At 48.5% G+C, this 22,883-nt stretch carries 17 protein-coding genes; 9 read left to right on the top strand and 8 right to left on the bottom strand.

The annotated features are described in order from the left end of the window. Nucleotides 1–92: 92 nt before the first annotated feature. From BZG20_RS11410 to BZG20_RS11440, 8 genes are all read right to left on the bottom strand, one after another. Nucleotides 93–1,448 (bottom strand): diguanylate cyclase, encoded by a 1,356-nt coding sequence (locus BZG20_RS11410; RefSeq protein ID WP_077579080.1) that lies wholly within the window; start codon nt 1,446–1,448, stop codon nt 93–95. A 73-nt stretch (nt 1,449–1,521) separates the two neighbouring features. Next, on the bottom strand, nt 1,522–2,253 hold the full coding sequence (locus BZG20_RS11415; protein WP_077579081.1) for a transporter substrate-binding domain-containing protein: 732 nt from the start codon (nt 2,251–2,253) through the stop codon (nt 1,522–1,524). 27 nt (nt 2,254–2,280) lie between these two features. Then, nucleotides 2,281–3,831 carry a methyl-accepting chemotaxis protein gene (locus BZG20_RS11420; RefSeq protein WP_077579082.1) on the bottom strand — a complete coding sequence of 517 codons (1,551 nt, stop codon included), beginning with the start codon at nt 3,829–3,831 and terminating at the stop codon, nt 2,281–2,283. A 65-nt stretch (nt 3,832–3,896) separates the two neighbouring features. Then, nucleotides 3,897–4,631, bottom strand: coding sequence for a transporter substrate-binding domain-containing protein (locus BZG20_RS11425; protein WP_077579083.1), 735 nt, complete (start codon nt 4,629–4,631; stop codon nt 3,897–3,899). A 270-nt stretch (nt 4,632–4,901) separates the two neighbouring features. Next, nucleotides 4,902–6,731, bottom strand: coding sequence for a M4 family metallopeptidase (locus tag BZG20_RS11430; protein WP_077579084.1), 1,830 nt, complete (start codon nt 6,729–6,731; stop codon nt 4,902–4,904). A 382-nt stretch (nt 6,732–7,113) separates the two neighbouring features. Continuing rightward, nucleotides 7,114–7,470: a M23 family metallopeptidase gene (locus BZG20_RS16260; RefSeq protein ID WP_274534126.1), complete on the bottom strand. Its 357-nt coding sequence runs from the start codon at nt 7,468–7,470 to the stop codon at nt 7,114–7,116. Further along, entirely contained in the window at nt 7,389–8,177 is a 789-nt protein-coding gene (locus BZG20_RS16265; protein WP_274534127.1) for a hypothetical protein, read from the bottom strand. The genes BZG20_RS16260 and BZG20_RS16265 overlap by 82 nt, the downstream gene beginning before the upstream one ends. Nucleotides 8,178–8,348: 171 nt before the next feature. Beyond that, nucleotides 8,349–10,352 carry a hypothetical protein gene (locus BZG20_RS11440; protein ID WP_077579086.1) on the bottom strand — a complete coding sequence of 668 codons (2,004 nt, stop codon included), beginning with the start codon at nt 10,350–10,352 and terminating at the stop codon, nt 8,349–8,351. Nucleotides 10,353–10,609: 257 nt separating this feature from the next. On the opposite strand from BZG20_RS11440, the gene BZG20_RS11445 reads away from it, so the two are divergent. From BZG20_RS11445 to BZG20_RS11485, 9 genes are all read left to right on the top strand, one after another. Further along, nucleotides 10,610–11,089 (top strand): GNAT family N-acetyltransferase, encoded by a 480-nt coding sequence (locus BZG20_RS11445; RefSeq protein ID WP_077579087.1) that lies wholly within the window; start codon nt 10,610–10,612, stop codon nt 11,087–11,089. Continuing rightward, nucleotides 11,080–11,415, top strand: coding sequence for a hypothetical protein (locus BZG20_RS11450; protein ID WP_046075785.1), 336 nt, complete (start codon nt 11,080–11,082; stop codon nt 11,413–11,415). The genes BZG20_RS11445 and BZG20_RS11450 overlap by 10 nt, the downstream gene beginning before the upstream one ends. Before the next feature lie 178 nt (nt 11,416–11,593). Continuing rightward, entirely contained in the window at nt 11,594–12,301 is a 708-nt protein-coding gene (locus tag BZG20_RS11455; protein WP_077579088.1) for a 4'-phosphopantetheinyl transferase superfamily protein, read from the top strand. Nucleotides 12,302–12,371: 70 nt separating this feature from the next. After that, the gene (locus BZG20_RS11460; protein WP_158010034.1) at nt 12,372–13,601 is read left to right on the top strand and encodes an MFS transporter; all 1,230 of its coding nucleotides are present in this window, start codon (nt 12,372–12,374) and stop codon (nt 13,599–13,601) included. Between the two features lie 235 nt (nt 13,602–13,836). Next, nucleotides 13,837–15,771, top strand: a complete 1,935-nt coding sequence (locus BZG20_RS11465; RefSeq protein ID WP_241829531.1) for a TonB-dependent receptor — start codon at nt 13,837–13,839, stop codon at nt 15,769–15,771. A 179-nt stretch (nt 15,772–15,950) separates the two neighbouring features. After that, entirely contained in the window at nt 15,951–17,168 is a 1,218-nt protein-coding gene (locus BZG20_RS11470) for an isochorismate synthase MenF (RefSeq protein WP_077579089.1), read from the top strand. Continuing rightward, nucleotides 17,165–18,850, top strand: coding sequence for a (2,3-dihydroxybenzoyl)adenylate synthase (locus BZG20_RS11475; RefSeq protein WP_077579090.1), 1,686 nt, complete (start codon nt 17,165–17,167; stop codon nt 18,848–18,850). Before BZG20_RS11470 ends, BZG20_RS11475 begins: the two co-directional genes overlap by 4 nt. Next, nucleotides 18,847–19,758, top strand: a complete 912-nt coding sequence (locus BZG20_RS11480) for an isochorismatase family protein (RefSeq protein ID WP_077579091.1) — start codon at nt 18,847–18,849, stop codon at nt 19,756–19,758. Before BZG20_RS11475 ends, BZG20_RS11480 begins: the two co-directional genes overlap by 4 nt. Continuing rightward, nucleotides 19,755–22,883, top strand: coding sequence for a non-ribosomal peptide synthetase (locus BZG20_RS11485; RefSeq protein ID WP_077579092.1), 3,129 nt, complete (start codon nt 19,755–19,757; stop codon nt 22,881–22,883). The genes BZG20_RS11480 and BZG20_RS11485 overlap by 4 nt, the downstream gene beginning before the upstream one ends.

Genomic DNA, 22,883 nt, shown 5'->3' on the forward strand with positions numbered 1-22,883 from the left:
TATTGTAGTAGAAAGACCAACAGACAGTCGTCTTAATAGTTGGGTGTAAACCCAGTCTATAGCATGAAAAAATGGGTTGTGCTCTCTTTCAATCAACCGATGGCGTTAATGGATAGTCCGGATGTGTTTTTCTCTGATTTTGCTTTGTACATATCTTGATCTGCCGAGGCCATCAGTTCATCTAAATCACGAGGGGACCGATGGTTAAAGAGGGCACAGCCAATACTGAGCGATGGGTAGATATGATAGCGCTGCCATCGACATGCGGAGGCCTCGACCGTTTCTTGCAGGCTCTTTATCACTTTGTTGACATCGCTAGGATGTACATCTCGCAATATAACAATAAACTCGTCACCGCCCATCCTTGCGACCAAGTCTGATGAACGGGTGCTTTGGTTTAGTGCTGAGGCGACATGGCTAAGCAGTGCATCGCCAGCTTCATGACCGTATGCGTCGTTAACCTTCTTAAAATCATTTAAGTCGATATTGAGCAGCGCAAAGGACTCTTTTTTCTCTTGCGTGAGTGAATCAAGTTTTTCGATCGCGAACCGCCGGTTAGGAAGTTGGGTTAACTCGTCGACGAGTGCTTGTTTTTTCGCGATAAGAAAACTGCGATAGAAAAGTAATATGAGGCCATAAATAACGATAAATATGCCCGCGCTGATCACGTAAATCATGATACCTAGGCGCACGATTTCGGGCGAGCGTTTAAGTGTGTATTCGACGGCGAGAGACCATTCGCCGCTAGGTAAAGAAATCGGGACTGTAAAGTCGGCATTGACAACTGTCGATTGGGAGCCATAAAAGTAAGCCAGTGTTTCACTGTTTTTGATGGCTACATTGGCGCCACTGAGATCGTATAATCCGACTTCACCGAGCATCTTGATATGGTCAATGACAACACTGACTCCTCCCCAATAGTCCGACGTATCTGTCGGGGAGGAGAAGATAGGAAACCGTGCAATGATCGCTTGGCCACCTTGAACGAGGTTAACGGGCCCAGCGATGTAAACGTCGCCAAGATTTCGCGCTTTTAATACCGCACGGTACTGGTCTGGACGAGAGCGAAAGTCTAATCCGATGGCAGCTTGGTTCCCTTCGAGAGGATACACATGACTGATAATATTATCGGGCGCTAAACCCACATTGCGGACATAATCTGCCTTGTCTAGGAGTTTTTGCGCCACACTGTCCCAATTGGCCATGGCGAATTCCGGATCAATGGTGACCACGGTCGCTAAGCTATCAGCGACATAGGTATCATGATATATCGCCGCCTCAATCCGGGACCGTATCAAGGAGGCTTTACGATTAATGTCCTCTTGCTCTTCTTGGATGACTCGGTTGACGATAGTGTCGCCAATGAGAGCCGTCACGCCTACTGCAGCACCTAGGTACGCGAGCGTGAAAAGGATAAACCAAGTTTTAAGGCGGCGAGGTAAAACCATATTGCTCCAAGCTAAAAAAGGGGAAAAGAACCATTCTCTTCCCCTTAAGCATACTCAATATTTCTGTATGCGATCAGTTTATGCCATATTTTTTCAGGATTTTTTCAAATGTACCATCTGCTTTTATCGTATTAAGCCCTTTATTGTAGGCATTGATAAACACCTGGCTATCGGGGTTGGCTTTGCCACTCGTGACATGTAAAGGGTTGGTTGAGAGCGCCTGGTCAGTAAAGGCAAACTGGTTACTATCAAGCCCTTCTTCTTGCATCACTGATTGGGCGACGATCTTGTCTTCCAAGGTCAGGTCAATACGGTCGGCGAGCAGCTTTTTCAAATTGGTTGCTAAGTTATTGGCAGCGGGTTTATCAAAATGCGTCGCCTCCAAAAACGCATCACCATAGCCGTAATCGCGCACAATACCAACCACTTTTCCCTGTAAGTCATTCAAACTCGAGAACTGAAAAACGTCATCTGCGCGTTTAATAAATGTTAGCTGATTGCTCATATAAGGGTTGCTGTAACGCAGGAACTCAGTGCGTGCTTCAGTGTGCCAAGTGGCGGGAAGCAAGTCGATATTCCCTTTGCTGACAGCATCGAGGGCGCGAGCCCATGGCATGTTTTTAAACTCGACTTCATAGCCTTGGGTGGCCATCGCAGCTTTGACAAGCTCGACAGAAATCCCCGGCCGATCGGGATCTGTAGTCACAAAGGGTGGCCACGGATCCTGAGCCGCTGTCAGCGTTCTTGCCATCGCACTAGGCACCAGTAATAGTATTGCCAAGCTAACGGTAAACAGCTTTTTCATGTTCTCTCCTTGTTATTATTCCTTTGATTACGTTTTAAATTTCCCCATTTGTGCTTTGATGTCTTCACTTAGAGTGAGCACTTTGTCGGTGCGTGCTGCGTTTTCTTGTGCACCTTCAGTCACGTAATTGGTTGCTTCTGAGGCTTCATTGATTGCTTGACTCACTTCATCAATGGCTTGACGTTGCTCGTCAGTGGCTTGCGAGATTTGTCCACTACGCTCGGAAATATCCGTGATGGTCTCGCGTACCTGACTGACAGACTCTTGCGACTCAGAGACACGACCGGCGGTGTTTTCTAAGATACTACCAATGCGTTTTATCTCTTTTTCTACCGACTCAGTCGCTTCACTCAACGACTTGATGTTGGATTGAATTTGCTCGGTGGACTCACTGGTTTTGACTGAAAGACTACGGACTTCGTCAGCCACCACCGCAAAGCCTCGGCCTTGTTCACCCGCACGCGCCGCCTCAATCGCAGCGTTCAGCGCCAAGAGGTTGGTTTGTTCAGAGATATCATTGATGACGTTCACGACATCTGAAATTTTCTCACCTTCCTCAAGCAGTTTATGCATTTCAGCATTCACGTTCTCCATCTCTGAACGCATATTGATGATTTCAGACGCGGAGCTCTCAATGGTGCCGTACACTTGGTTAACCAGATCCGTGGCACCCGCCGCACGGGTAGCCGCATCGTTCGCCGTATCCGCAACGGTGGCAATGGATTGATTCATCTGCGTGGCGGCGGCAGCAACGGTAGAGAGGCTTTGTTTCTGTTGCTCCAAGCGTTCCGCATTCGTGCGCGCCATTTGCCCACTCTCTGCCGAAACTTCAGCGAGATTGATAGAAGCTTGGGTCACTTCATTGACGATTTCACGCAACGAAGCGGTGAAGTGGTTAATATGCTCGGTGATCTGGGCGAATTCTTTGTATTTCGGTGCTGGTATAACGGTAGAGAGATCGCCATCACCACTGGCGAGTTCTCGGACGCGCCCAGTTAAATCGTTGAGCGGTTTAACGACGGTGGCAGTTAAGGCCAAAATTAAGAATACGATGATCACAAGATCGAGCACTAGCAGCTCAATGAGGCTTCGAGTGAGGGTCTCGGATAACTCCGCCTCTAGCCTGTCGGTATTGTAGAATACCTGAAGTGTCCCAACTTTGTTGGTTTCACCATACTCGGTAAATGAAAGCTCACTTTCTTCGTTGGGCATGGACTCGTACATCGATTTTTCGCCGTCGCCAATGTCTTTCGGCTGGCGTTGCCCCTCGTCATCGGGTGGCCCGAGGCGCAGAAAGACGATGGCAGACCCTTGATTATCCAGTATTCGCACCGCTTTGATATCGGGTGCTTTTAATTCGGCAGAAATCGAGAGTTTGGCCGCTTCCAGGTCGAAGTCCCAAATGGCTTTGGGCAAACTGAGATTCATACGATTGGTGGCATTTTCCACTGTGGTTTCAAGCGCGCTATTCAGTTCCTGTTTGGTATTTTGATAATCAATATAACTTGATATCCCTAATACCACAGAAACAGCAATAACCACTTGAGTGACAAATATTGCTTTTAGACTCTTAAACATAGCGCTACTCTTCCATTTACATTGTCATGCGACCTGACTGCGGCCACTTTCCCCTCGAGTGTTCATTATTCACCCAAGTGTTCTGTCATTATCTGCTCAATATTGATTTTCTTTAGTCCTTGATTGACGATGTCACGCCATTTTTGCCCTTCGGCATTGTCGGCAAACGCAATGTAGAGTTTTTTATCAACCAAGAGTTTTTTGTTCATTTGTAGATTGGCTTTAACGGCACTGAGAGCAGGGTCATTCTCTTTGAGATAGTCCAGCACATTGGCATCCACGACGGCTAGCGGGATACGTTCACGTCCTACTTTTTGTAAATTTTGTGTGTCACTGGTGACCGCAGACGACTTGAGTGTGCCATTCGCAATGCGCTCATCTAGTTCTGGTGTGTTGACATAGCCACGCACCACACCAATGGTATGTTGAGTAAGATCATCAAGGGTTGACCACTCGATAGGCTTATTGACGTTTTCAACGAACCCTAGCGGGCCTGTGCCTATGGGGTCAGAGAAGATCAGTTCGTCTGTTTCGTAGTGATATTCTGGGAAATAGCCAGCGTACTGCGCATCATTCTTGACCAAATACACAGTGCGCGACCACGGGTAAAATTCGACGTTAAGTTCGTGACCCATGGCTTGTACGGCTGCACGCACAACCGCAACGGATGCGCCCTGATCAGGCAAATTTTTGCCAGAATAAGGCGGCCATTCGAGCGATGGCATGGTGAGAACATCGGCTCGAGCTGGTGTTGCTAGAAGAAGGGCCGAGAAAACGATGGCGAACAGATGCTTGAGCATAATGCCTCCAATTTATCCATAATTCTCTTAAGCGTAGACGAGATAAAAATAGGTGGGTGCAGTGATCGTTTATTTGTCGAAAAATATGCGTTTTTTATTGTCATAATGTGATGAAAATAAACAATTTTCTGGTCGGGCCAACAGAAGAGAAGACGATGACTAGCCGGAAATACAGGGGGGATTTCTGGCTTTGTCTATAAACCTGGCCTTTTTTGTCTTTGAGTTAGACAAAAAAGCCGCTGCTTTAAACAGCGGCTTGTTAGTGAGCGATTAATCACGCTCAAGGCTGACGTTAGAGTAGCTACGGTAGCCACGTACCATTACATGGTACTCGGTACCTTCTTTTGCACTGATACGACAGGTCTCATCGTTGCCATAGTCATAAGGACGACAGTCCCAGTTGTTAGTAGTGGGTTTGCTGCCCGCTTTTACATAAAGGTCGGCATCACCCGTGCCACCGCTCATTGCCACATTCACGTTACGGCTGCTATCAACTGTGAACGTAAAAAAGGTTTCACTGCCGCTGCCACCACTTAAACCGGTAACCGGCTGGTTGGGCTGAAGCACGTTTCCACCGTTGTCACCACAACTTGCATCGACGCCTACGGTATTAAATGCATCGATAACGTCTTGCGCATTGTAAGCCAAGTCTTGCGTGGCTTTCACTACGCCGCACGCACCTTGGTCAAATGTGCTGCTGGCGGTCCAGTACAGTTGGTTCGCGGTGGTGAATACTTCGAAGCCTTTGCGAACATCCCAGTTTGCTTTGTTAGCGAGGAGGTAGAAAGCACGGTTATATACGCCGCTTGAATAGTGCACATTCATGCCATCACGGTACTGGCTGGCGTCATCAATTGATTTGCCATCGCGTGAAGGTTGGTCAAAATAGCGCAGACCACCAGTGCCTTTAAAGATGTCGGCACCGACCACCCAATCGACTTCATCATGCATGTAGTATTCTGCAGCTTCACCGGCAATATCAGAAAACGCCTCATTGATCCCGCCCGACATGTCTGCATAGATGAGACCAGAGTTTTGCTCAGTAAAGCCGTGGCTGACCTCGTGGGCACTCACGTTGATATCGACCAGTGGGTAGAACGTTGATTTGCCATCCCCGAATGTCATTGAGCTACCATTCCAGAATGCATTCTCATAGTCGTTGCCGTAGTGGACGCGCATAGTGAGCTGGAAAGTCAGAGGTGCGGTGTTCATCCAATCTTGGTACATGTCAAAAACAACGTTACCGAAATAGTGCGCATCGTTCAGTGCAGAGTAAGCGCCGTTAACATATCTTTCGTCGTTGTAGTTACTGCTATCTGTACATGGGTAGGTGAAGGCAGTGCTGCCTGTGGTACCGTTCTCTAGATCGACCGTTTTCACTTTGTCGTTTTCTAACGTACACGTGGTGCCGGTTTTGTCGATAGGGAAGCCATCATAGTCCGTGCCATAAATATATTGGCCCGTTTTTTCGTTCCCACCAGGGCCTGTTCCAACGGCAGTGGCATGATTAATACCATCCCAGTGCTTCAAGATCTCACCAGTGTCGGCATCAATCATATAAAAAGGACGGCTTGGGTCGTCACCAGCGATAAAGAAATCAACGATGTAGACGAGCTGCGCATTCTGCTCATCATCCAGTTTGACCACCAAGCGAGTGTTCTCGTTTTCAAATGGGGCAGAGGTAATGGTTTGTTGGTTCTGCGTGAAAGCAGCCTTCGCGGTTTCTAAGGCCGCTTGGCTATTGAGCGCGGGTGAGATAGAGGTGATATCGTTCGCGACACCTTGTGCCATGGTACCGTAGACGTCGCTACGTTGACCTTGTTTTTCTGTCGCGACGACAGCCGTGTCAATAACGGGCACACCTTGATAGGTTTGCTGGTAACGCACTTTGACTTTGCCGTTTGGCAAGGTGACACGCTTCACTTCTTTAAACCCTAGTGGGTTGGCTTGTGAACCTGATGGCGCATAAACACCTGCAGGTTGGTCTAAGACCTGACTTAGCATTGCATCATCAGTGACGTTAATCAGTTCTGCACTCAGTGCCGGTGTGCTAGCGACAACGCTAGAGGCGATAAGCCATGTCAATTTAGAGAGTTTCATTTTATTGCCCTAATTGTTGTTGAAAGATTCCTTTCTTCCCAACTGCACAATAGGAAGACGAACATGTCGGTTCGCATCTTTAACGTGGCCTATCAATAGAATCATTTACAAGCTCGTTACAATTAACAGTGTAAACAATAAATTACGCTATCGGTGTGTTTCAAACGTCAATGAGGTAGAAAACGTATCGTGACTAGTTTATCTGACAGTTATGCTGGTTAATTATTAATTAATGACCATAATTCTTTACAGCATAAATGACTGTTCATTTATGAGATATTTACCGCAATATTGATGAATGAGCTTGCCGCCCAAAAAAGAGGTGAAGGCCACAAATTAAGTGACCTTATTGTTATTTGTGGGGCGTGAAGCGGTCAGCTTGTTAAGGATTACTGATACGTCGCCACATACAGGTTTTGTCGCCTGTCTGGGTGTCAGTCAGCCAAGTATACTGGCAATTATCATCGTAGCTATAGCGTCCTGTCTGTACTTGAAAGCGACCTAGCTCCGTGTCTTGCAGAGACGTGAAACGACCATCTTTAAGGATTGAGAAGTGCAGGTGCGGACCTGTTGATGAACCGCCTTGGCACAAGGCGACTGTGCGTTGGCTAGCATAGGTACCGATTTTTGTGTTCTTACTGACCCACTGATTGTTGTTCACTTGAATCCCATCCATGTGGAAATAATTGGTTGCCCAACCATTATCGTGCGTGACCCGTAATTGGCAGCGAGATAGCACAGTGACATAGCCGTCATGTGCGGCTGTGACACTGTAGGTTGTCCCGCCCCAGCGAGGCCAATCGTATGAGACGTCGATGGATGAAAGTGGATAGCCTGAACCCGAGTGGGCATGTGGACCATTTGGAACCCAAGCATATCCTTGACGCCACGGCCACTGCATGAACCCAGTGGCTTTTGATCACTAAACCAAGCTTGATAGTGCGCTTTCCATGCTTGCCAATCACTGGGCGTATTAAGTGCGCTGACTAGCACTTGTGTCGCATGATGCGCCATTTGAGTGGTAGGTTTTTGGGACTGGTATAACAGAGAAGATAGAGTTGCCGCCGTTTGTTTAATGTCTTCGAGCAGCTTGAGTTTGCTGATCCGATCGAGGGCGATGTTTTGCGCTAAAGCAGGCTCATTTGTAATCAGCGTTGTAATCACAATACGCGGGTCGATACCAGATGCGCCGCTCCAGTGCATAACAGCTTCACTCACCGGTTGCCAGTGTGGGAGGTGTGATCCGAGAAACGCATTGATATCGAGCGGATACTGCCGTGGTCGAAAAGTCAGGTCTTCTTCCGTGACTAACTGACTATTAATGCCGACATTTTCAAGGCTTGTCACTGGGCGTGTTTGTACGTGATTTGCCATCAATGTATGTGCTTGCGATGAGATTGAAAATGCAATAGCGCAGGCTGTAGCAAGGTGGGATAAACGAATCATGCTATGCTCTCCTTTCATGGTATGAAAAGTAAGCGTGGCACGACATGCCTTACTTTCTAGTCATTATTGTCAGTCTGCGATTGCCTAAAAAGATTGAATGTAATGAAGAAGACACAATGATAGAAAGTGTGATACCGGCCATCCGCTGGCCGGTGATAAACGCGTTGGGTTTTATGGTGTACGGCGTTGACTTGCACTTTGCGATTTCACTGCAGGAACCGGATCTTTCGGCCAGAATAGACTAGAGGGGTGTTGTTTGATTTGTGTCAGTACCGCGGTTCTCACCGACTTAATGTCTAATTCACAGTTACGAGAGCGTAGAGCGACGAATAACGCCAAACCAAAGCTGACCCAAAGGTTAATAAAGCCGATCATTAACACAAAGAATAGGCTGGATAATACTGTCCCCCATGACTGGAAATCACTAATATGTGCGTATGCCGCGTGCGCAGATGAGAACGCCACGTGGCGTATATCTAGGGGGACCTCAATCAGGTAGCCCAAATAACTCGTCATGCCCAATAAGACACCAAAAATAAAGTTACCACCCAGTGCGCCATAATTTTCGTGAATGTAAAAAGCCGCTTTCTCACGGTGTTTAGTGGGGATGACCCGAAACAACCGATGGGCGACTAATCGATCTTTTAGCTCAATATAATCCGCTCGGTTATCTAAAATGCCGGTGATGATGCCAGATAAAAACAGCCACACACCGGCGATGCCAGCATAGAGCCAAGCCAAACCACTAAGTGGATGGATGGCTGCTTTTTGATAAGCCGCTTGTTCGCTACTCAGTAATGGGCTGTGATAAAAGTGGCTAAAAAGCAGGCTTACTAAGATGCTCACAGTGATGGCTGCAGTAATGTTTCCCCACACTGCAAACCATTGAGAGCGGTTTACATTTATTAACAGGCGCGCGAGTTTTTTACTGCGTGTCCGTCCTTGTTTGTTTTTCTCTACGTGCGCAGCAAAGTTTGCTGCAGTCATCGCGGGCTGCTTGGTGGCAATGGTAAAGTGCAAAATGTGTACGAGCATAAAGCCGACGCCATAGTTTAGGCTCACCAGTAGGGCGTTATTGAGAGGGGCAAGTTGCAGGCTCTCAATATACATTTTTACCCACGCTAGTAGCGAAATAATCACCCCAGCACCACAGGCCCCGCGCAGGATTTTAAAATAATCCTTTTTGGTCTTGGCAATGTAGTGCTCGCCGTGGTTACTTTTGTTTTGGGTGACACTTTGCGCAAAGGTGCGAGTGCTTTTGCGGTAAATCGCGCGTACACTGTTGCGCTCGGTCACCGAGGTCAGTAGTTGTCGCCAAAGGTTAAGCACGCAACGCGCTTTTTGGTGAGGATGGCGAAAATCTAAGATTTGAATCAGCAGTACCATGCGGTTCAACGTTTGATCAAGGCGCTCGAGCATATGCGAAGCGTGTGCGGAGAAACCCATTTGGCTGATGCCGCGTGCGCGGATCCGTTTTACCTGTTGTTGGCATTGTTCAATCATTACCCAAAAATGGGCTGTGTCTTGGCCAGATATGTCGTTGGCCTTGATAGCCGCGACCAAGTGGCTGGTTTCACGTTGAAGCGCAATGAACGGTGAGTCGATTTCACTCAAACGGCGGTCTATACGAAGTAGCTCAGGGTCTAGCTCTTCTGCCGCAATCCAGATAGATAGCATTTCTAGCGAATAACAAAGCTCGCTTTTGATATAAGCGCCTGTTGTGCGAATAGCCTCTGTAGGGGCGTTTTTCACCAATAGACAATAAAGCTTAAACCAACATTTATGGGAAATGGTTTTAACCCACGCTTTGTCTTCACCACCGACAAAGTAACTGAGCAAGTCATTGATATCGTTGCAGCGTTTTGGCGGCGGATTGACTTTATTGTAAAGGCGGCGAAAAATTTCGGTGACGAGCCCGTTTTTAGAAAAGATCCCCAATTGCACAAATGCGGGTGACAGTTTTATTTTCTTTGCCTCATTGCACACGCTGTTGGCGAATAATGCTGCTTGAGAAGGGGAGTTGGCTAAGGCTAAGACAAGTTGTTCAAGACGCAGCTCTGCCAGCTCGGGTTCACCTTCACGAAGATAGGTAAAAAATATATCAAGGCGCTCTGTGTCGCTGGCACAGAGTGAGAAACCGTCTATCACTTTAAAGGCCGGTGTAATTGCAGGCATATATCAATTTTCTTATCAGTAGATAGTCAACGCGCGCGTAGTCTACAAGAGGGAGTGAATAGGGGGAAGTAAAAGTGTGTTTAGATCACATCTGCAATGTTCTGACTTGGAGGCGGCAAGCATGAATTTTATCTCTATCCTTGTTCGTTTAATAAAAAAAGCTTTTTTATTAATATCTTGGATAAGATGGTATAAATGCACCATCATGAGTCGATGCTATCGGCTGAGCCAACTGAATAGGCCTTTAAGGGGGAGCCATGATCAGAGAAATTACCCGACCTGACTTTGCGTCGTTTTGGCCAACATTCTCAGCCATTATTAAGGCAGAAGAAACCTATGCGTTGGATCCTGACATGACGCAGCAAGAGGCTTTTTCGCTTTGGTGTGAATCAACACTGGAAGCCTATGCATTGGTAGAAAATGATGTAGTTTTGGGTATTTACTACCTCAAATCTAATGGAATGGGCCCAAGTCGCCATATCTGTAATTGTGGTTATATGGTGGCCAACGAGGCGAGAGGAAGAGGCATCGCACGCCTTTTATGTGAGCATTCACAGGAGAGGGCGATCGCGTTTGGGTTTCAAGCCATGCAGTTTAATAGTGTGGTCTCGACCAACGAGGTGGCGGTAACGCTTTGGCAGAAACTCGGCTTTTCGATTGTTGGTACCATCCCTCGAGCGTACAAGCATTCGCAATTGGGGTTGGTTGACAGTTATGTGATGTACAAATGGTTATAGCATCGCTCAGTATCAGAAAGGTGAAAGCGCTCTCAGTCATTTTACTGGTCACCCAACTCGTGCTGATTGGCTTTTCTTACTACTACCGGGGCATGGCGAGTGGTGAGCTACAAAATATATCGACAGCGGCAGGTAATCATCTTGATGAGTACCTGTTTCGCTTGCAGCACTATGATCGCTTGGAGGCCCTTCTTGGTTACGCTGCGGCGGGTGTTTGGTTATTAACAGTTACTATCTTGAATGTCGGAAAAGCGACAAAGCTTGTGTGGGCACAAGTATCGATTGTTGTCCCTATGGTGATCAGCTTTTTACTGAGTTTTTTCTAGCGCCACTGAGCCGGATAGGAATAGTCTCTCCCTTCGGTTGTGGCAAGCATAGTCGCGTTAATTAGGCACGCTCCGATCAGCCTACAATAACCACTATGGACTGGAATCAGCAGACTTGTATGATGAACCCTCATCAATGACAATGATAGCCATTCTCATTAATTCTCGTTTATAAGATATGACGCAATTCGCTTTCATACAGTCACTGTGCCCTGTGGCCTTGCCTGATCCTGACACGTCAGTATTAATGGTTCAGTTTGATGTACAGCATTATTCCCCAATGCTATTTGCCAAGCTTGGTATTGAGATGCCCGAGGCGATTCGTCGGGCAGTGTGTAAGCGGCAAGCGGAGTTTTTGGCGGGTCGTTATCTGGCAAAAAAAGTACAAATGAGTCTGGGAGTGATGCCGATTGAGATAGCTATCGGTGACAGCCGCGCACCGGTTTGGCCATCAGCATGGACGGGAAGCATCAGTCACAATGATTCGTTAGCCATATGTGCGATGACGCCTCAGAGCAACGAGCATGAAGGCGTCGGTATCGATATTGAGTCATTGATTGATGTGGATAGGCTATCGGAGATGAAGGGTGTGGTCGTTACCGAAAAGGAGCTGGCGGCGCTACCCAGCAATGTACAAAATTTAAGTGGGTTGATGACTCTGTTGTTTTCGGCCAAAGAGAGTATTTTTAAAGCCTTGTACCCTCAAGTTAAACGCTATTTTGACTTTTTAGATGTCGCCTTTTTGCGGATGGACGACCAATGGTTGTACTTTGAGCTGAATACAAAGCTTTCTGACACCTTATTGCCCGGTCTGCAGGGAAAGGTGTATTACTCTAGGATGGATGAACGAGTGCTTACCTTTACGCGTTCTGAATATTTCATATAATAATAATTATCATTTATTGAGTTTGTGTTATCGGGCGGTTACAATCGATTTTTTTAGATAGGTTGTGTCCATGGATAGTAACACGCTGAATGCGAAGCCAGTTTTAAGGCTTGCGCTGCTTATTAACATGCTCTCTGTTGGAACCTTGATGATGGTGATGCCGTTGGGTCCCGATTTAGTCCGAGATATTGGCTTAAAAGGTGAGCACATCGGATACATCAGTGGCGGTGCGACGTTTGGCTCCGCAATCATTGGTTTTTTTCTCGCACCGGTATTAGACCGTTATGATCGACGAGCCGCTTTGACATTGTTTCTCCTACTTCGTTCTGCCCTGATTGCCTTGTGTGGATTAGCGACAGAGCCGAAACAGTTGTTACTTATTTTTATTGCCGCAGGCTGTTTCTCCGGCCCTCTTAGCGGCTTAATCATGGCGTCTGTCCTTGATGTAACTAACGTGGCGGAGCGAGGTAGGGCGATGGCCTTCGTTGCCAGTGGATTTTCTCTGGCGGCGATCATCATTGTGCCAGCTTCTTTGATGTTGGCGCAGTGGATGGGTTGGCAGATGACGTTCTTTTTCTTTGGTGGCATGGGAGTAATATTGGCGGTCGCCGTCAGGATCTATATGCCATCGCTGGTCCCACAGGCAAGCGCGATGACAAGTCCAACAATGCGTTCGGCAGGACTATCTAAAATGATCGGCTCCACGCCGTTTGTACTCGCGATGGCGATGATGGGGTTGACACTCTTTGGACATTTTCTATTGGTGCCAAACTTGTCGGCGTATTTCCAGTTTAACCTTGATTTCCCGCGGAACGAGATCAGTTACCTTTACCTCTTGGGTGGGGTGATGAGCATTTTAGCGATGCGTTACAGCGGCAGAATGATGGACAAAGGCTCAGGGCAACCGGTGTTATTTGGCTTAAGCGTGATTGTCGCTATGGTGGTTTATTATGGGTTTATCAGCGATAGCACGGATAAGTGGGTCTATCTGATTTTTATGATTTTGATGGCATCGAGTTCGGCGCGTAGTGCGGTCCTGGCAGCGTTTACATCAAGGGTACCACCACCACAATACCGTGCCGCCTTCATGACGTATCAATCAACAGTGTCTAATTTGGCCGCTGGTAGTGCAGGGATTGTCAGTTCCATCTATCTTGTTTCAGGGTCTGCGAATCAATTAGTAGGGCTCGATAAACTTGCCACAATGACTATCATTAGTACGCTCGCGGTTCCTCTGCTTGTTTGCTGGTTTATCCCATCACTTAAACAGTCTCAAGCTTCACAACAAGTTCCGGGTTAATTCCCGGAGCCATCCCACTCCGTTTTCACCCTTTACCTGTACGTTTTTCGCTCGTCTTACCGGCTTGCTCGTTTTGCATTGTGAATATCTACGCAAATTTTCATGATCAAACGCAAATAATAATAAAAAAGATTATCAATTGTCTGCGGTTGGGATTGAGCGTAAAATAGAAATCATTATCATTTGCACCACCATTTATATGGAGTGGTTAATTTTTGATGGACAAGGAGATAGCGTGTTTAAGTTGACTCGCCTGAATCAGGCTTTATGTGTAGTAGGTATGGTTTCTTCATTTACGGTAATGGCAGACACGGCCAATAACGACGTTAATGAAGTGATGGTGGTGACGGCGAGTCAGACAGAGCATCCGGAGCTCACAGCGCCGGCTTCTGTCTCGTATATTACTCGCGAAGACTTGGATAACCTTGTAGTCAATGATGTTGCTGAAGCGATTGAAAAACTGCCGGGTATTCACATCAACGCGGGCACAACATACGGGCGGAATGAGATCAAAATCCGTGGATTGGATTCAGATTATACCCTGCTGCTAATCAACGGTCGTCGGATTAACTCTCGAGATGGACTCCTTAGCTCTTACGGTAACGATTTTGATCTGTCCAGCATTCCGATGTCAGCGGTCGAGCGTATCGAGGTAACCCGTGGCCCTATGTCATCTTTGTATGGTGCCGATGCGTTAGGGGGTGTAGTGAATGTGATTCTTCGCAAACCCACAGAAGAAACGCAGGGCTCTTTGGGTTACCAGTTTGATGGTATTACTGAGGGCTCTGGTGGTAATACTCATAAAATGAATGGCTACGTCAGTGGCGCCCTGGTCCCTGACACCTTATTGGGGAACCTGATCATTGAAAAAAGTGATCGTGATGCGTGGCGGTCAAACCAATCCGTTAACCCAGATACGGATGTGCTGGAGGAACGTGATGAGTTGAGCTTGTACTCCAACCTGACATGGCTGGTGAATGATCAGCAGGATATCGAGCTTGATCTTAACTACAACACCGATGACCGTGATGCGGATTGGAACAACTGGGGTAACGCCGTAAACAATGTGCAGGAAATGGAGCGTTACAACCTGGCATTGACCCATTACGGTTACTGGGAGGCGATGAACTCTCGAGTGCGTTATAACCTCGACCATTCTGAATTGCGAGATGATTCAGAGCTGAATAGTGCAGTCGGTGATATCGAGCAAACCAATAACACTATTGATGCCCAGCTTTCTGGTTATTTAGGCGATCACCTTCTCACGGGCGGCGGCGAATTTCGTGATACTAAACTGGAAAATAACCTGACGCTGACGACCGATTCAGTGCACTACAGTCAGGCGGCGATTTACCTGCAAGATGAAATTTCGCTAGGCGACTTGGCACTGACTCTGAGTGCGCGTTATGACGATCACGAGGTGTACGGCGGTGAGTTTAGCCCGCGTGCTTATGCGGTTTATACGATCACTGACAACTGGGTGATTAAAGGTGGTGTCGGGGAAGCCTTTAAAGCGCCCGGCCTGAATCAGTACAGTGATTCTTACTCGGTGCTAGCGTGTCGGGGTAAATGCCATGTGGTTGGTAACCCGGATCTAGAGGCAGAGACCTCACGGAGCTATGAGCTGGGAACCAGCTATGAAACTGCTCACTGGGGCGCCGGGTTAACCGTGTTCGAAAATGACATTGATGACATGATTGAGGCGGAAACGTGGGATCGCGTCAAAACTGAGTTGAGCTACTTCAACGTCGACGAGGCCGAGATCAAAGGGGTAGAAACATCGCTATGGGCCGACATTACCGACACGGTCAGTGTATCGGTGAATTATACCTACAGCGATGCAGAAGATAAAAGCACGCAGACCGATCTGCTCAATACGCCCGCCCATGTGGCTAATGTTCAACTCGACTGGCAGGCGAGAGACAACCTTTATGCTTACACGTCATACCAATACACAGGCTCTCAATACGCAAAAAATGGGTCGGATGTGGTGAAGCTAGATGCTTATGGCACGCTGGATCTAGGGGCTCGCTATCAACCTGTAGATGACCTGAACTTGAAGCTGGGGGTCACCAACCTTACTAACGAAGAGCGAGATGAGACCGCGATAGACCTGGATTACATCATGAAAGCACGCAGCGTCTATGCTGGCGTTTCATACGACTTCTGATAACAACATTCATCAGGACCACCTGATGCCAAAGGAGCCAACACAGGTTGGCTCCTTTTCGTACACAAAAGCAATGTGATGTCACCTTATAACAACTAAACCTACCGAGTTAATACTAAGCCTGTCAGTTTGCAATTAAATGCAACAAAAACAGGCTATTGTGTAAATGGAGTTGTGACATGCAACATACCCAACGTGAGAGGCTAGGATCGACCCCCGTATTCTCACCCGACAGAGATCTTTTTTTCTCATCGGAATACAAAACGGTCAGTGGAAAGGGAATTAGCCAAACGATTACTACACCCGCTATCTATGGTGAGCAACGCCAGAGCGCGTTCCAGCAAAAAATACAACAAGCATTCGCGGACGAAAAATCTAAAGGCGTCGAAAATCCGATTTTAATGGGGTCGATTCCGTTTGATGTATCTGAACCGTCTTGTCTCTATATTCCTGAATCTGTTGAGGTGACGGAGCACAACGCGGCAATGCCCGAACCCAATGGAATACTCGCACGTGAGCCTTTACAGATATTGGCTAAACGTAGTGAACCCGATGAATCGTTGTTTAAACATGCGGTTGCAGAGGCCGTAAAAAAGTTTCAGCGCACTGAATTAGAAAAAGCCGTGTTATCTCGGGTACTGAACCTAGAGTTAAGTGATGCCATCTCCGCTGATGATGTGCTTTCACGTTTGATAAAACAAAATCCTACTGGCTTCCATTTTGCCATTCCACAGCAAGACCAATCGGTTTTACTCGGCGCTAGTCCTGAGCTTCTGATTCGGCAGCAAGGGACGTCTATTTTATCGAACCCATTAGCTGGTTCAGCGAAGCGTCAGGGTAATACGGATGCCGATCGACAGGTGAGTGATGCTCTGCTGAAATCGGTAAAAGACAGATATGAACACCGTCTGGTCATTGAAGAAATCGCTCAACAGCTGACACCGTATTGTCGCGAGCTAGACGTACCTACTGGTCCATCGCTGATTTCTACCCCGACTATGTGGCATTTGTCGACACGCATCGAAGGGCAACTTAATGGTTTGGGTGATGAACAGGGTAAGCCGTCGAACTATAACGTCCTGCAGTTAGCGTGCCTACTACACCCAACTCCGGCTGTTTGTGGTTTCCCCTTCACGTTATCACGCGATGCGATCAAAGAGCTGGAAGGCTACGAACGTGGCATGTTCACCGGCATGGTGGGTTGGTGTGATTCTCAAGGGAATGGCGAGTGGGCGGTCACGATCCGTTGTGGAAAGGTACGTGAGAACTCTGTTCGCTTATTTGCAGGAGCGGGGATTGTAGATGCCTCTTGTCCGCAGGCGGAATGGGCGGAAACCGAAGCCAAGTTAGGTACGATGCTCAATGCGTTCGGATTAGATGAGAAGGGGGCTGCATGAGTATCGCCTTCACCTCATGGCCGCCTGAGCTTGCTGAGCATTATCGCCAGAAAGGCTATTGGACAGATGTGCCGATGACAGACATCTTAACGCGTCACCAACAGAACCCTACTGACCACCTAGCGTTGATTTGTGGCGAACGAAGCTGGACGTACCGTCAGCTTGAGCACGATGCTGAGCGGCTGGCTGTCTCCCTGTTGCAGCTTGGTGTACAACCTGGCGACACGGCGTTGGTGCACCTACCTAATGTCGCTGAGTTTTATATTACCTTTTTTGCCCTCATGAAATTGGGCGTGGTGCCAGTGAATGCGCTATTCAGTCACAACCAGCATGAACTCACTGTCTATGCTGAGCAAATCAGACCGACGCTGGCGATCGTTTCTTCAGGCCATCACTTATTCAGGCAAAGTACGTTTGCTCAAACCTTGAGTGAGCAGGTGACATCACTCAAGTTCTGCTTGGTTGATGGTGATGCGGACTTTGGCTATTCGCTCGCCGCAGCCATTGCGGGTACCTTGACGCCTTGTCATGCGTTCAGTAGTCAGGCGAAAAAAGCCGTCTCTTGGCCAGAGCTGAATGCCTCTGACGTTGCCTTTTTCCAGTTGTCTGGCGGCAGTACCGGTACCCCAAAACTGATCCCCCGAACGCATAATGACTACTACTACAGTGTCCGCGCCAGTGCAGAAATTTGTCGCTTAGACAGCGATACGGTTTATTTGTGTGCATTGCCTGCACCACACAATTACACCTTAAGCTCTCCTGGCGCGCTGGGTGTGTTTTATGCAGGGGGAACCGTGGTTTTGGCGGCAGAGCCCAGTCCAATGACCTGTTTTCCATTGATTCAATCTCATCAGATTACCATGGCTGCGTTGGTGCCCTCTGCTGTCACCTTGTGGTTGCAAGCCGCGGCAGATGATCGCTCGGCGCTTAGTAGTCTGCAATGGCTGCAGGTTGGTGGTGCGCATCTTGGTGAGAGCCTTGCCCGTCGTATTTATCCTGAGTTGGGATGTCATCTACAGCAGGTGTTCGGTATGGCCGAAGGCCTAGTGAACTATACGCGGTTTGAAGACAGTGAGTGGCATGTTCTTCATACTCAAGGGCGTCCCATCAGCGACGATGATGAAATACGGATTGTTGATGAAAACGGCGACGATGTGCCGAGAGGAACTCCCGGTGCCTTGCTCACTCGTGGGCCATATACCTTCCGGGGCTATTACAACAGCCCAGAACATAATCGCGTTGCATTTGATAAGGATGGGTTTTACCGCTCTGGTGATGTCGTCGTGATGACCGAAGACGGTTACTTGATGGTGGTGGGCCGCGACAAAGACCAGATTAATCGTGGTGGCGAAAAGGTGGCGGCCGAAGAGGTCGAAAACCAGCTACTGGCGGTGCCGGAGATCACGCAGGCTGCGTTGGTTGCCATGCCTGATAGCGTCATGGGAGAGAAAAGTTGCGCATTTATCGTGACGACTAACCCGAAGCTAAAACCTCTTACGATCCGAAAACACCTGCGCATGCGTGGTATCGCTGACTATAAACTCCCTGATCGGATCGAAAAAGTCGATGCCTTACCTATGACCCCTGTCGGAAAAATTGACAAAAAAGCGCTGCGTCAGCGGATTGCCAACCTACTAAAAAAACAGTCACAGCCTCAGCCCGAAAAGGACGTTTTATCATGACTATTCCTGCATTACCGACTTATACCATGCCTGCCGTCGAGGCCTTTCCAACCAACAAGGTGTCCTGGACGTTTGAGCCAGCGAAAGCGGCGTTTTTGATCCACGATATGCAAACTTATTTTGTGAGCTTTTATGAGCGCGATAGCGCGCTGATGCAAACGCTGCTCGATAATTTGGTGGACTTAAAACACTTCTGCAAATCTCACGGTATTCCAGTGATCTACACGGCTCAACCCAAAGAGCAGAACCTGGCAGATAGAGCGCTACTCAATGATATGTGGGGGCCAGGTCTTAACAAATCGCCAGAACTGCAACAAGTCGTTGAGGCGTTAGCACCAGAAGAGGGAGATATTGTTCTCGACAAATGGCGTTACTCGGCGTTTCAGCGTTCACCTTTGGAGCATACGCTCAACGAACTAGGACGTGACCAGTTATTGATTGGGGGGATCTATGGTCATATAGGTTGCCTGATGACGGCAGTGGACGCTTTTATGCGTGACATTAAACCCTTCATGATCGGTGATGCCATTGCTGACTTTTCACTCGAAGAGCATCAAATGACACTCAAGTACGTGGCAGGACGAGCAGGTATGGTGATGTCAACGGCCTCGGTGATAGGTCAGGTGTCGAAAGCCGAGCCGCACGCGTTGCCTGATGTGCTCACTCACGGTGGTTTACTCGCCCGCATCGCGAAACTGGTCGACGAAGAGGAAGACGCGTTTGACCCGGATGAGAACCTGATCGATTACGGCTTAGACTCTGTGCAAATCATGGCGTTGATCACCGAATGGCGCAAGCACGGCGTTGAGATCAATTTTGTCCAACTGGCGGAGACGCCAACCTTCAATCACTGGTGGATGTTACTGGAGCAAGCACGAAATCAAGTGAATATGGAGGGACAAGTATGACACCGCTAAATACGGCTCAACATGGGTTATGGCTTGGGCACACTCTTAATGAAGATAAAGCGCTGTTTAACACAGCCGAATGTATCGTTTTTGACGGAAAAGTCGATGCAGACCTATTAGCGAGTGCCGCACGACAAGCAGTGGCGGAGAGTGAATGCCTCTCTTGCTACTACCGTAGTGAGAATGAACAACCCTATCGGGTTGCTACATCTGAACCAGTGGTATTTGAACGCGTTCACCTTACAGCCTCCTGCGAACAAGATACTGAAATGGCAACAGTGCGCCGTTGGGCAACCCAAGATATGAAGCAGGCGTTTGATTTGGCGCACCAGTTGCCGTGCCGCTTTACGTTACTTCATGGGGAACACCAAGACTATCTGTATCACTGTGTTCATCACATTGCGCTAGATGGTTTCGGCACGACGCTTATCTTTCAACGTATCGCCGAGATTTACTCTCAGTTAATGGAGGAGAGAGCACCCACACCATCGCCTTTCGGTTCGTTTCAGGCTGTGCTGGATGAAGACCAGCAACGCCGAGACTCCGGCGCTTATGACAAAGCCCGTCAGTTTTGGCTCGACACCCTTGCTAAAAATGTGGCGCCGTCTTCTTACCGCCATGATATCGCGCCGATTTCTGCTCAATTTCATCGAGAGAGTTGTACGTTCAATGACACGCTATGGCAACAATGCCAGAGCCTCGCTGAGCATCATCAATTAACTTGGGTGGATTTATTTCTCGCTGCACTTTGTACGCACCTGCGTCATTACAGCGACAACGAACAAGTTGTACTGGGGATGATGGTGATGAACCGTTTAGGTTCAAAATCGTTGACGGTTCCTTGTATGCAAATGAACATCGTACCGCTGGTGGTCGATGTCGTCGCTGACGATGATTTGCTAGACGTTGCCAGAAAAGTTGCGGCGCACAAAAAGAAGATGCGTCGCTTTCAGCACTATCGCTACGAAGACCTTCGTCGGGACCTGAACCGGGTCGGTGGCGGCCAGCGATTGTTTGGTGCCTTGGTGAATATCATGCCGTTCGATCATCCTTTGCATTATGGCAACGTAGCGGCTAGCACGCTAAATCTAAGTGCTGGGCCAGTAGAAGATCTGACTATTGAATTGCACAGTAAGTCAGAAGGTGTGCCAGAAGTAGACATTGATGCCAACCCTGCAGTGTATGACAAAGGTGACCTCGCTGAGTTGCAACAAGAACTGATGAGCTTACTGACACACTGGCTTGCATCGCCGACACAAACGACGAGCCGTGTACTGGCAAGCTTACATGCGCAGGCGCGGCAAGATGCTGTTATCTCTGGAGAAACCGACGCACGAACTCACACCCCTGCGGAGTCTGTACTGAATCAGATTCGCCGTCATGCAGCGCAGCAGCCAGATGCCATCGCCGTGGAACAGGATGGAGTAGTGTTGACCTATGAGAGTCTGGTCAATAAGGCAGACACGATCGCTAGCGCTTTACGGGCACAAGGTGTGCAATCAGGAGAGCGAGTTGGAGTGGCACTAAGCCGATCGCTGTCTTGTATCACCACAGTGTTAGGAGTCATGTTCAGTGGTGCTGTATACGTGCCGCTCGATCCAGAGCAGCCGATTGAGCGTCAGCACCTGATTGTCGATCAGGCGGCGATCCGTATGCTGATTACCGAAGCGCAGTATCAACACTCCTTATCGGCCTTGCCTGTTACTGTTCAACTGGCGGGGCGTCTGCATAGCGAACCTGTCGCACTACCGGTTGTCGAGGCTGCTGACCCAGCTTATATCATGTTCACGTCTGGTTCGACCGGACAGCCGAAAGGCGTGGTGGTTAGTCATTCGGCGATGAATCATTTCGTCGCAGCGGCAGCTAAGCGTTATGACATCGCGGCGATCGATCGCGTCCTGCAGTTTGCGCCTTTCCATTTTGATGCCAGCATCGAAGAAATCTTCGTGACGCTGGGACAAGGTGCCACACTTGTGCTCCGCACTGATGCCATGCTTGAGTCAATGGCGAGTTTTTCTGATGCGATCACCGCTGAGCGGGTCACTGTGCTGGATTTGCCGACAGCGTTCTGGAATGAGTGGGTGGTGAGTCTACGAGCTAGCACTGCGACATTACCGAATACGCTGAAAGGCGTGATCATCGGTGGTGAAGCGGTTTATCCCGAGCCGTTAGTCCAGTGGAAGACAGCCGTCGAAGAGGCAGGGTTGACCAACCGCATCCGTCTATTCAATACCTACGGCCCGACAGAAACGACCGTGGTTGCAACGTGTAGTGAGTTGCAAGACGTTGATGGTCGTCATGGTCAATTACCTATCGGTCTGCCTTTGTCCGGCATCGACGTATTGGTGCTTGATGATCAGTTGCGCCCGACAACCACAGGCGAGCTGGTGATCCTAGGCGATACACTTGCGGATGGCTACCTCGGCCAAGCGCACCCTGCTTTTATCCGCATACTCGTGGGCGGGGTTGAGCGCCGTGCATACCGTACCGGTGATCGAGTGACACTCATTGATGGCCAGCTGATTTACCTAGGTCGCATTGATAACGAGTTCAAAATCAGTGGTTATCGCATTCAGCCGGGCGAAGTTGAATCCCACCTCCTTGCGCTTGATGGCGTGGAAGAAGCCTGTGTACAGGGGATGGTATTTGATAATGGCCTCCGTCGTTTGGTGGCATTTGTCGCTGGGAAGGGTTGTCAGAATGAAGATGCACTGGCGATTAAAACCGCGCTGCAGTCGAGTCTTCCACCGGCGATGATACCGACCGATTTTCGTTTCTTTGCCAACTTGCCGAAAACCCTCAATAACAAAATTGATCGCAATGCCTTGCTGGCCAGTTATGAGGGGGACAGTGTTGAATCGGTGTTAGCGAGTGAGACTGAAAGCCGAGTCGGTGCAATCTGGCAGCAGATCCTCGGGGTCAGCCTGATTCAGTCGCAGGATAACTTTTTTGAATTAGGCGGGCAGTCACTGCAGACCATTCAAATTGTTAACCGTCTAGGCGCCGAATTTGGTGTCAGTATCAAGGTGTCCGATGTATTTGATCGCCCCGTTTTGAATGAATTTTGTCGCTATCTCGATGAGATGCAGCAGCAGAGTGAAGACGAAGTGGAGATGGTGTGGTGA

It is taken from the genome of Salinivibrio sp. IB868 (assembly GCF_001995655.1).
Lineage (GTDB): Bacteria > Pseudomonadota > Gammaproteobacteria > Enterobacterales > Vibrionaceae > Salinivibrio > Salinivibrio siamensis.

Excerpts from the sequence above, each read along its gene's own strand:
- BZG20_RS11475 (WP_077579090.1), top strand. The coding sequence starts at position 17,165 with ATGAGTATCGCCTTCACCTCATGGCCGCCTGAGCTTGCTGAGCATTAT.
- BZG20_RS11410 (WP_077579080.1), bottom strand. The coding sequence starts at position 1,448 with ATGGTTTTACCTCGCCGCCTTAAAACTTGGTTTATCCTTTTCACGCTC.
- BZG20_RS11460 (WP_158010034.1), top strand. The coding sequence starts at position 12,372 with ATGGATAGTAACACGCTGAATGCGAAGCCAGTTTTAAGGCTTGCGCTG.
- BZG20_RS11420 (WP_077579082.1), bottom strand. The coding sequence starts at position 3,831 with ATGTTTAAGAGTCTAAAAGCAATATTTGTCACTCAAGTGGTTATTGCT.
- BZG20_RS11455 (WP_077579088.1), top strand. The coding sequence starts at position 11,594 with ATGACGCAATTCGCTTTCATACAGTCACTGTGCCCTGTGGCCTTGCCT.
- BZG20_RS11445 (WP_077579087.1), top strand. The coding sequence starts at position 10,610 with ATGATCAGAGAAATTACCCGACCTGACTTTGCGTCGTTTTGGCCAACA.
- BZG20_RS11415 (WP_077579081.1), bottom strand. The coding sequence starts at position 2,253 with ATGAAAAAGCTGTTTACCGTTAGCTTGGCAATACTATTACTGGTGCCT.
- BZG20_RS11470 (WP_077579089.1), top strand. The coding sequence starts at position 15,951 with ATGCAACATACCCAACGTGAGAGGCTAGGATCGACCCCCGTATTCTCA.
- BZG20_RS11450 (WP_046075785.1), top strand. The coding sequence starts at position 11,080 with ATGGTTATAGCATCGCTCAGTATCAGAAAGGTGAAAGCGCTCTCAGTC.
- BZG20_RS11425 (WP_077579083.1), bottom strand. The coding sequence starts at position 4,631 with ATGCTCAAGCATCTGTTCGCCATCGTTTTCTCGGCCCTTCTTCTAGCA.
- BZG20_RS11430 (WP_077579084.1), bottom strand. The coding sequence starts at position 6,731 with ATGAAACTCTCTAAATTGACATGGCTTATCGCCTCTAGCGTTGTCGCT.
- BZG20_RS11440 (WP_077579086.1), bottom strand. The coding sequence starts at position 10,352 with ATGCCTGCAATTACACCGGCCTTTAAAGTGATAGACGGTTTCTCACTC.
- BZG20_RS16265 (WP_274534127.1), bottom strand. The coding sequence starts at position 8,177 with ATGATTCGTTTATCCCACCTTGCTACAGCCTGCGCTATTGCATTTTCA.
- BZG20_RS11485 (WP_077579092.1), top strand. The coding sequence starts at position 19,755 with ATGACACCGCTAAATACGGCTCAACATGGGTTATGGCTTGGGCACACT.
- BZG20_RS11480 (WP_077579091.1), top strand. The coding sequence starts at position 18,847 with ATGACTATTCCTGCATTACCGACTTATACCATGCCTGCCGTCGAGGCC.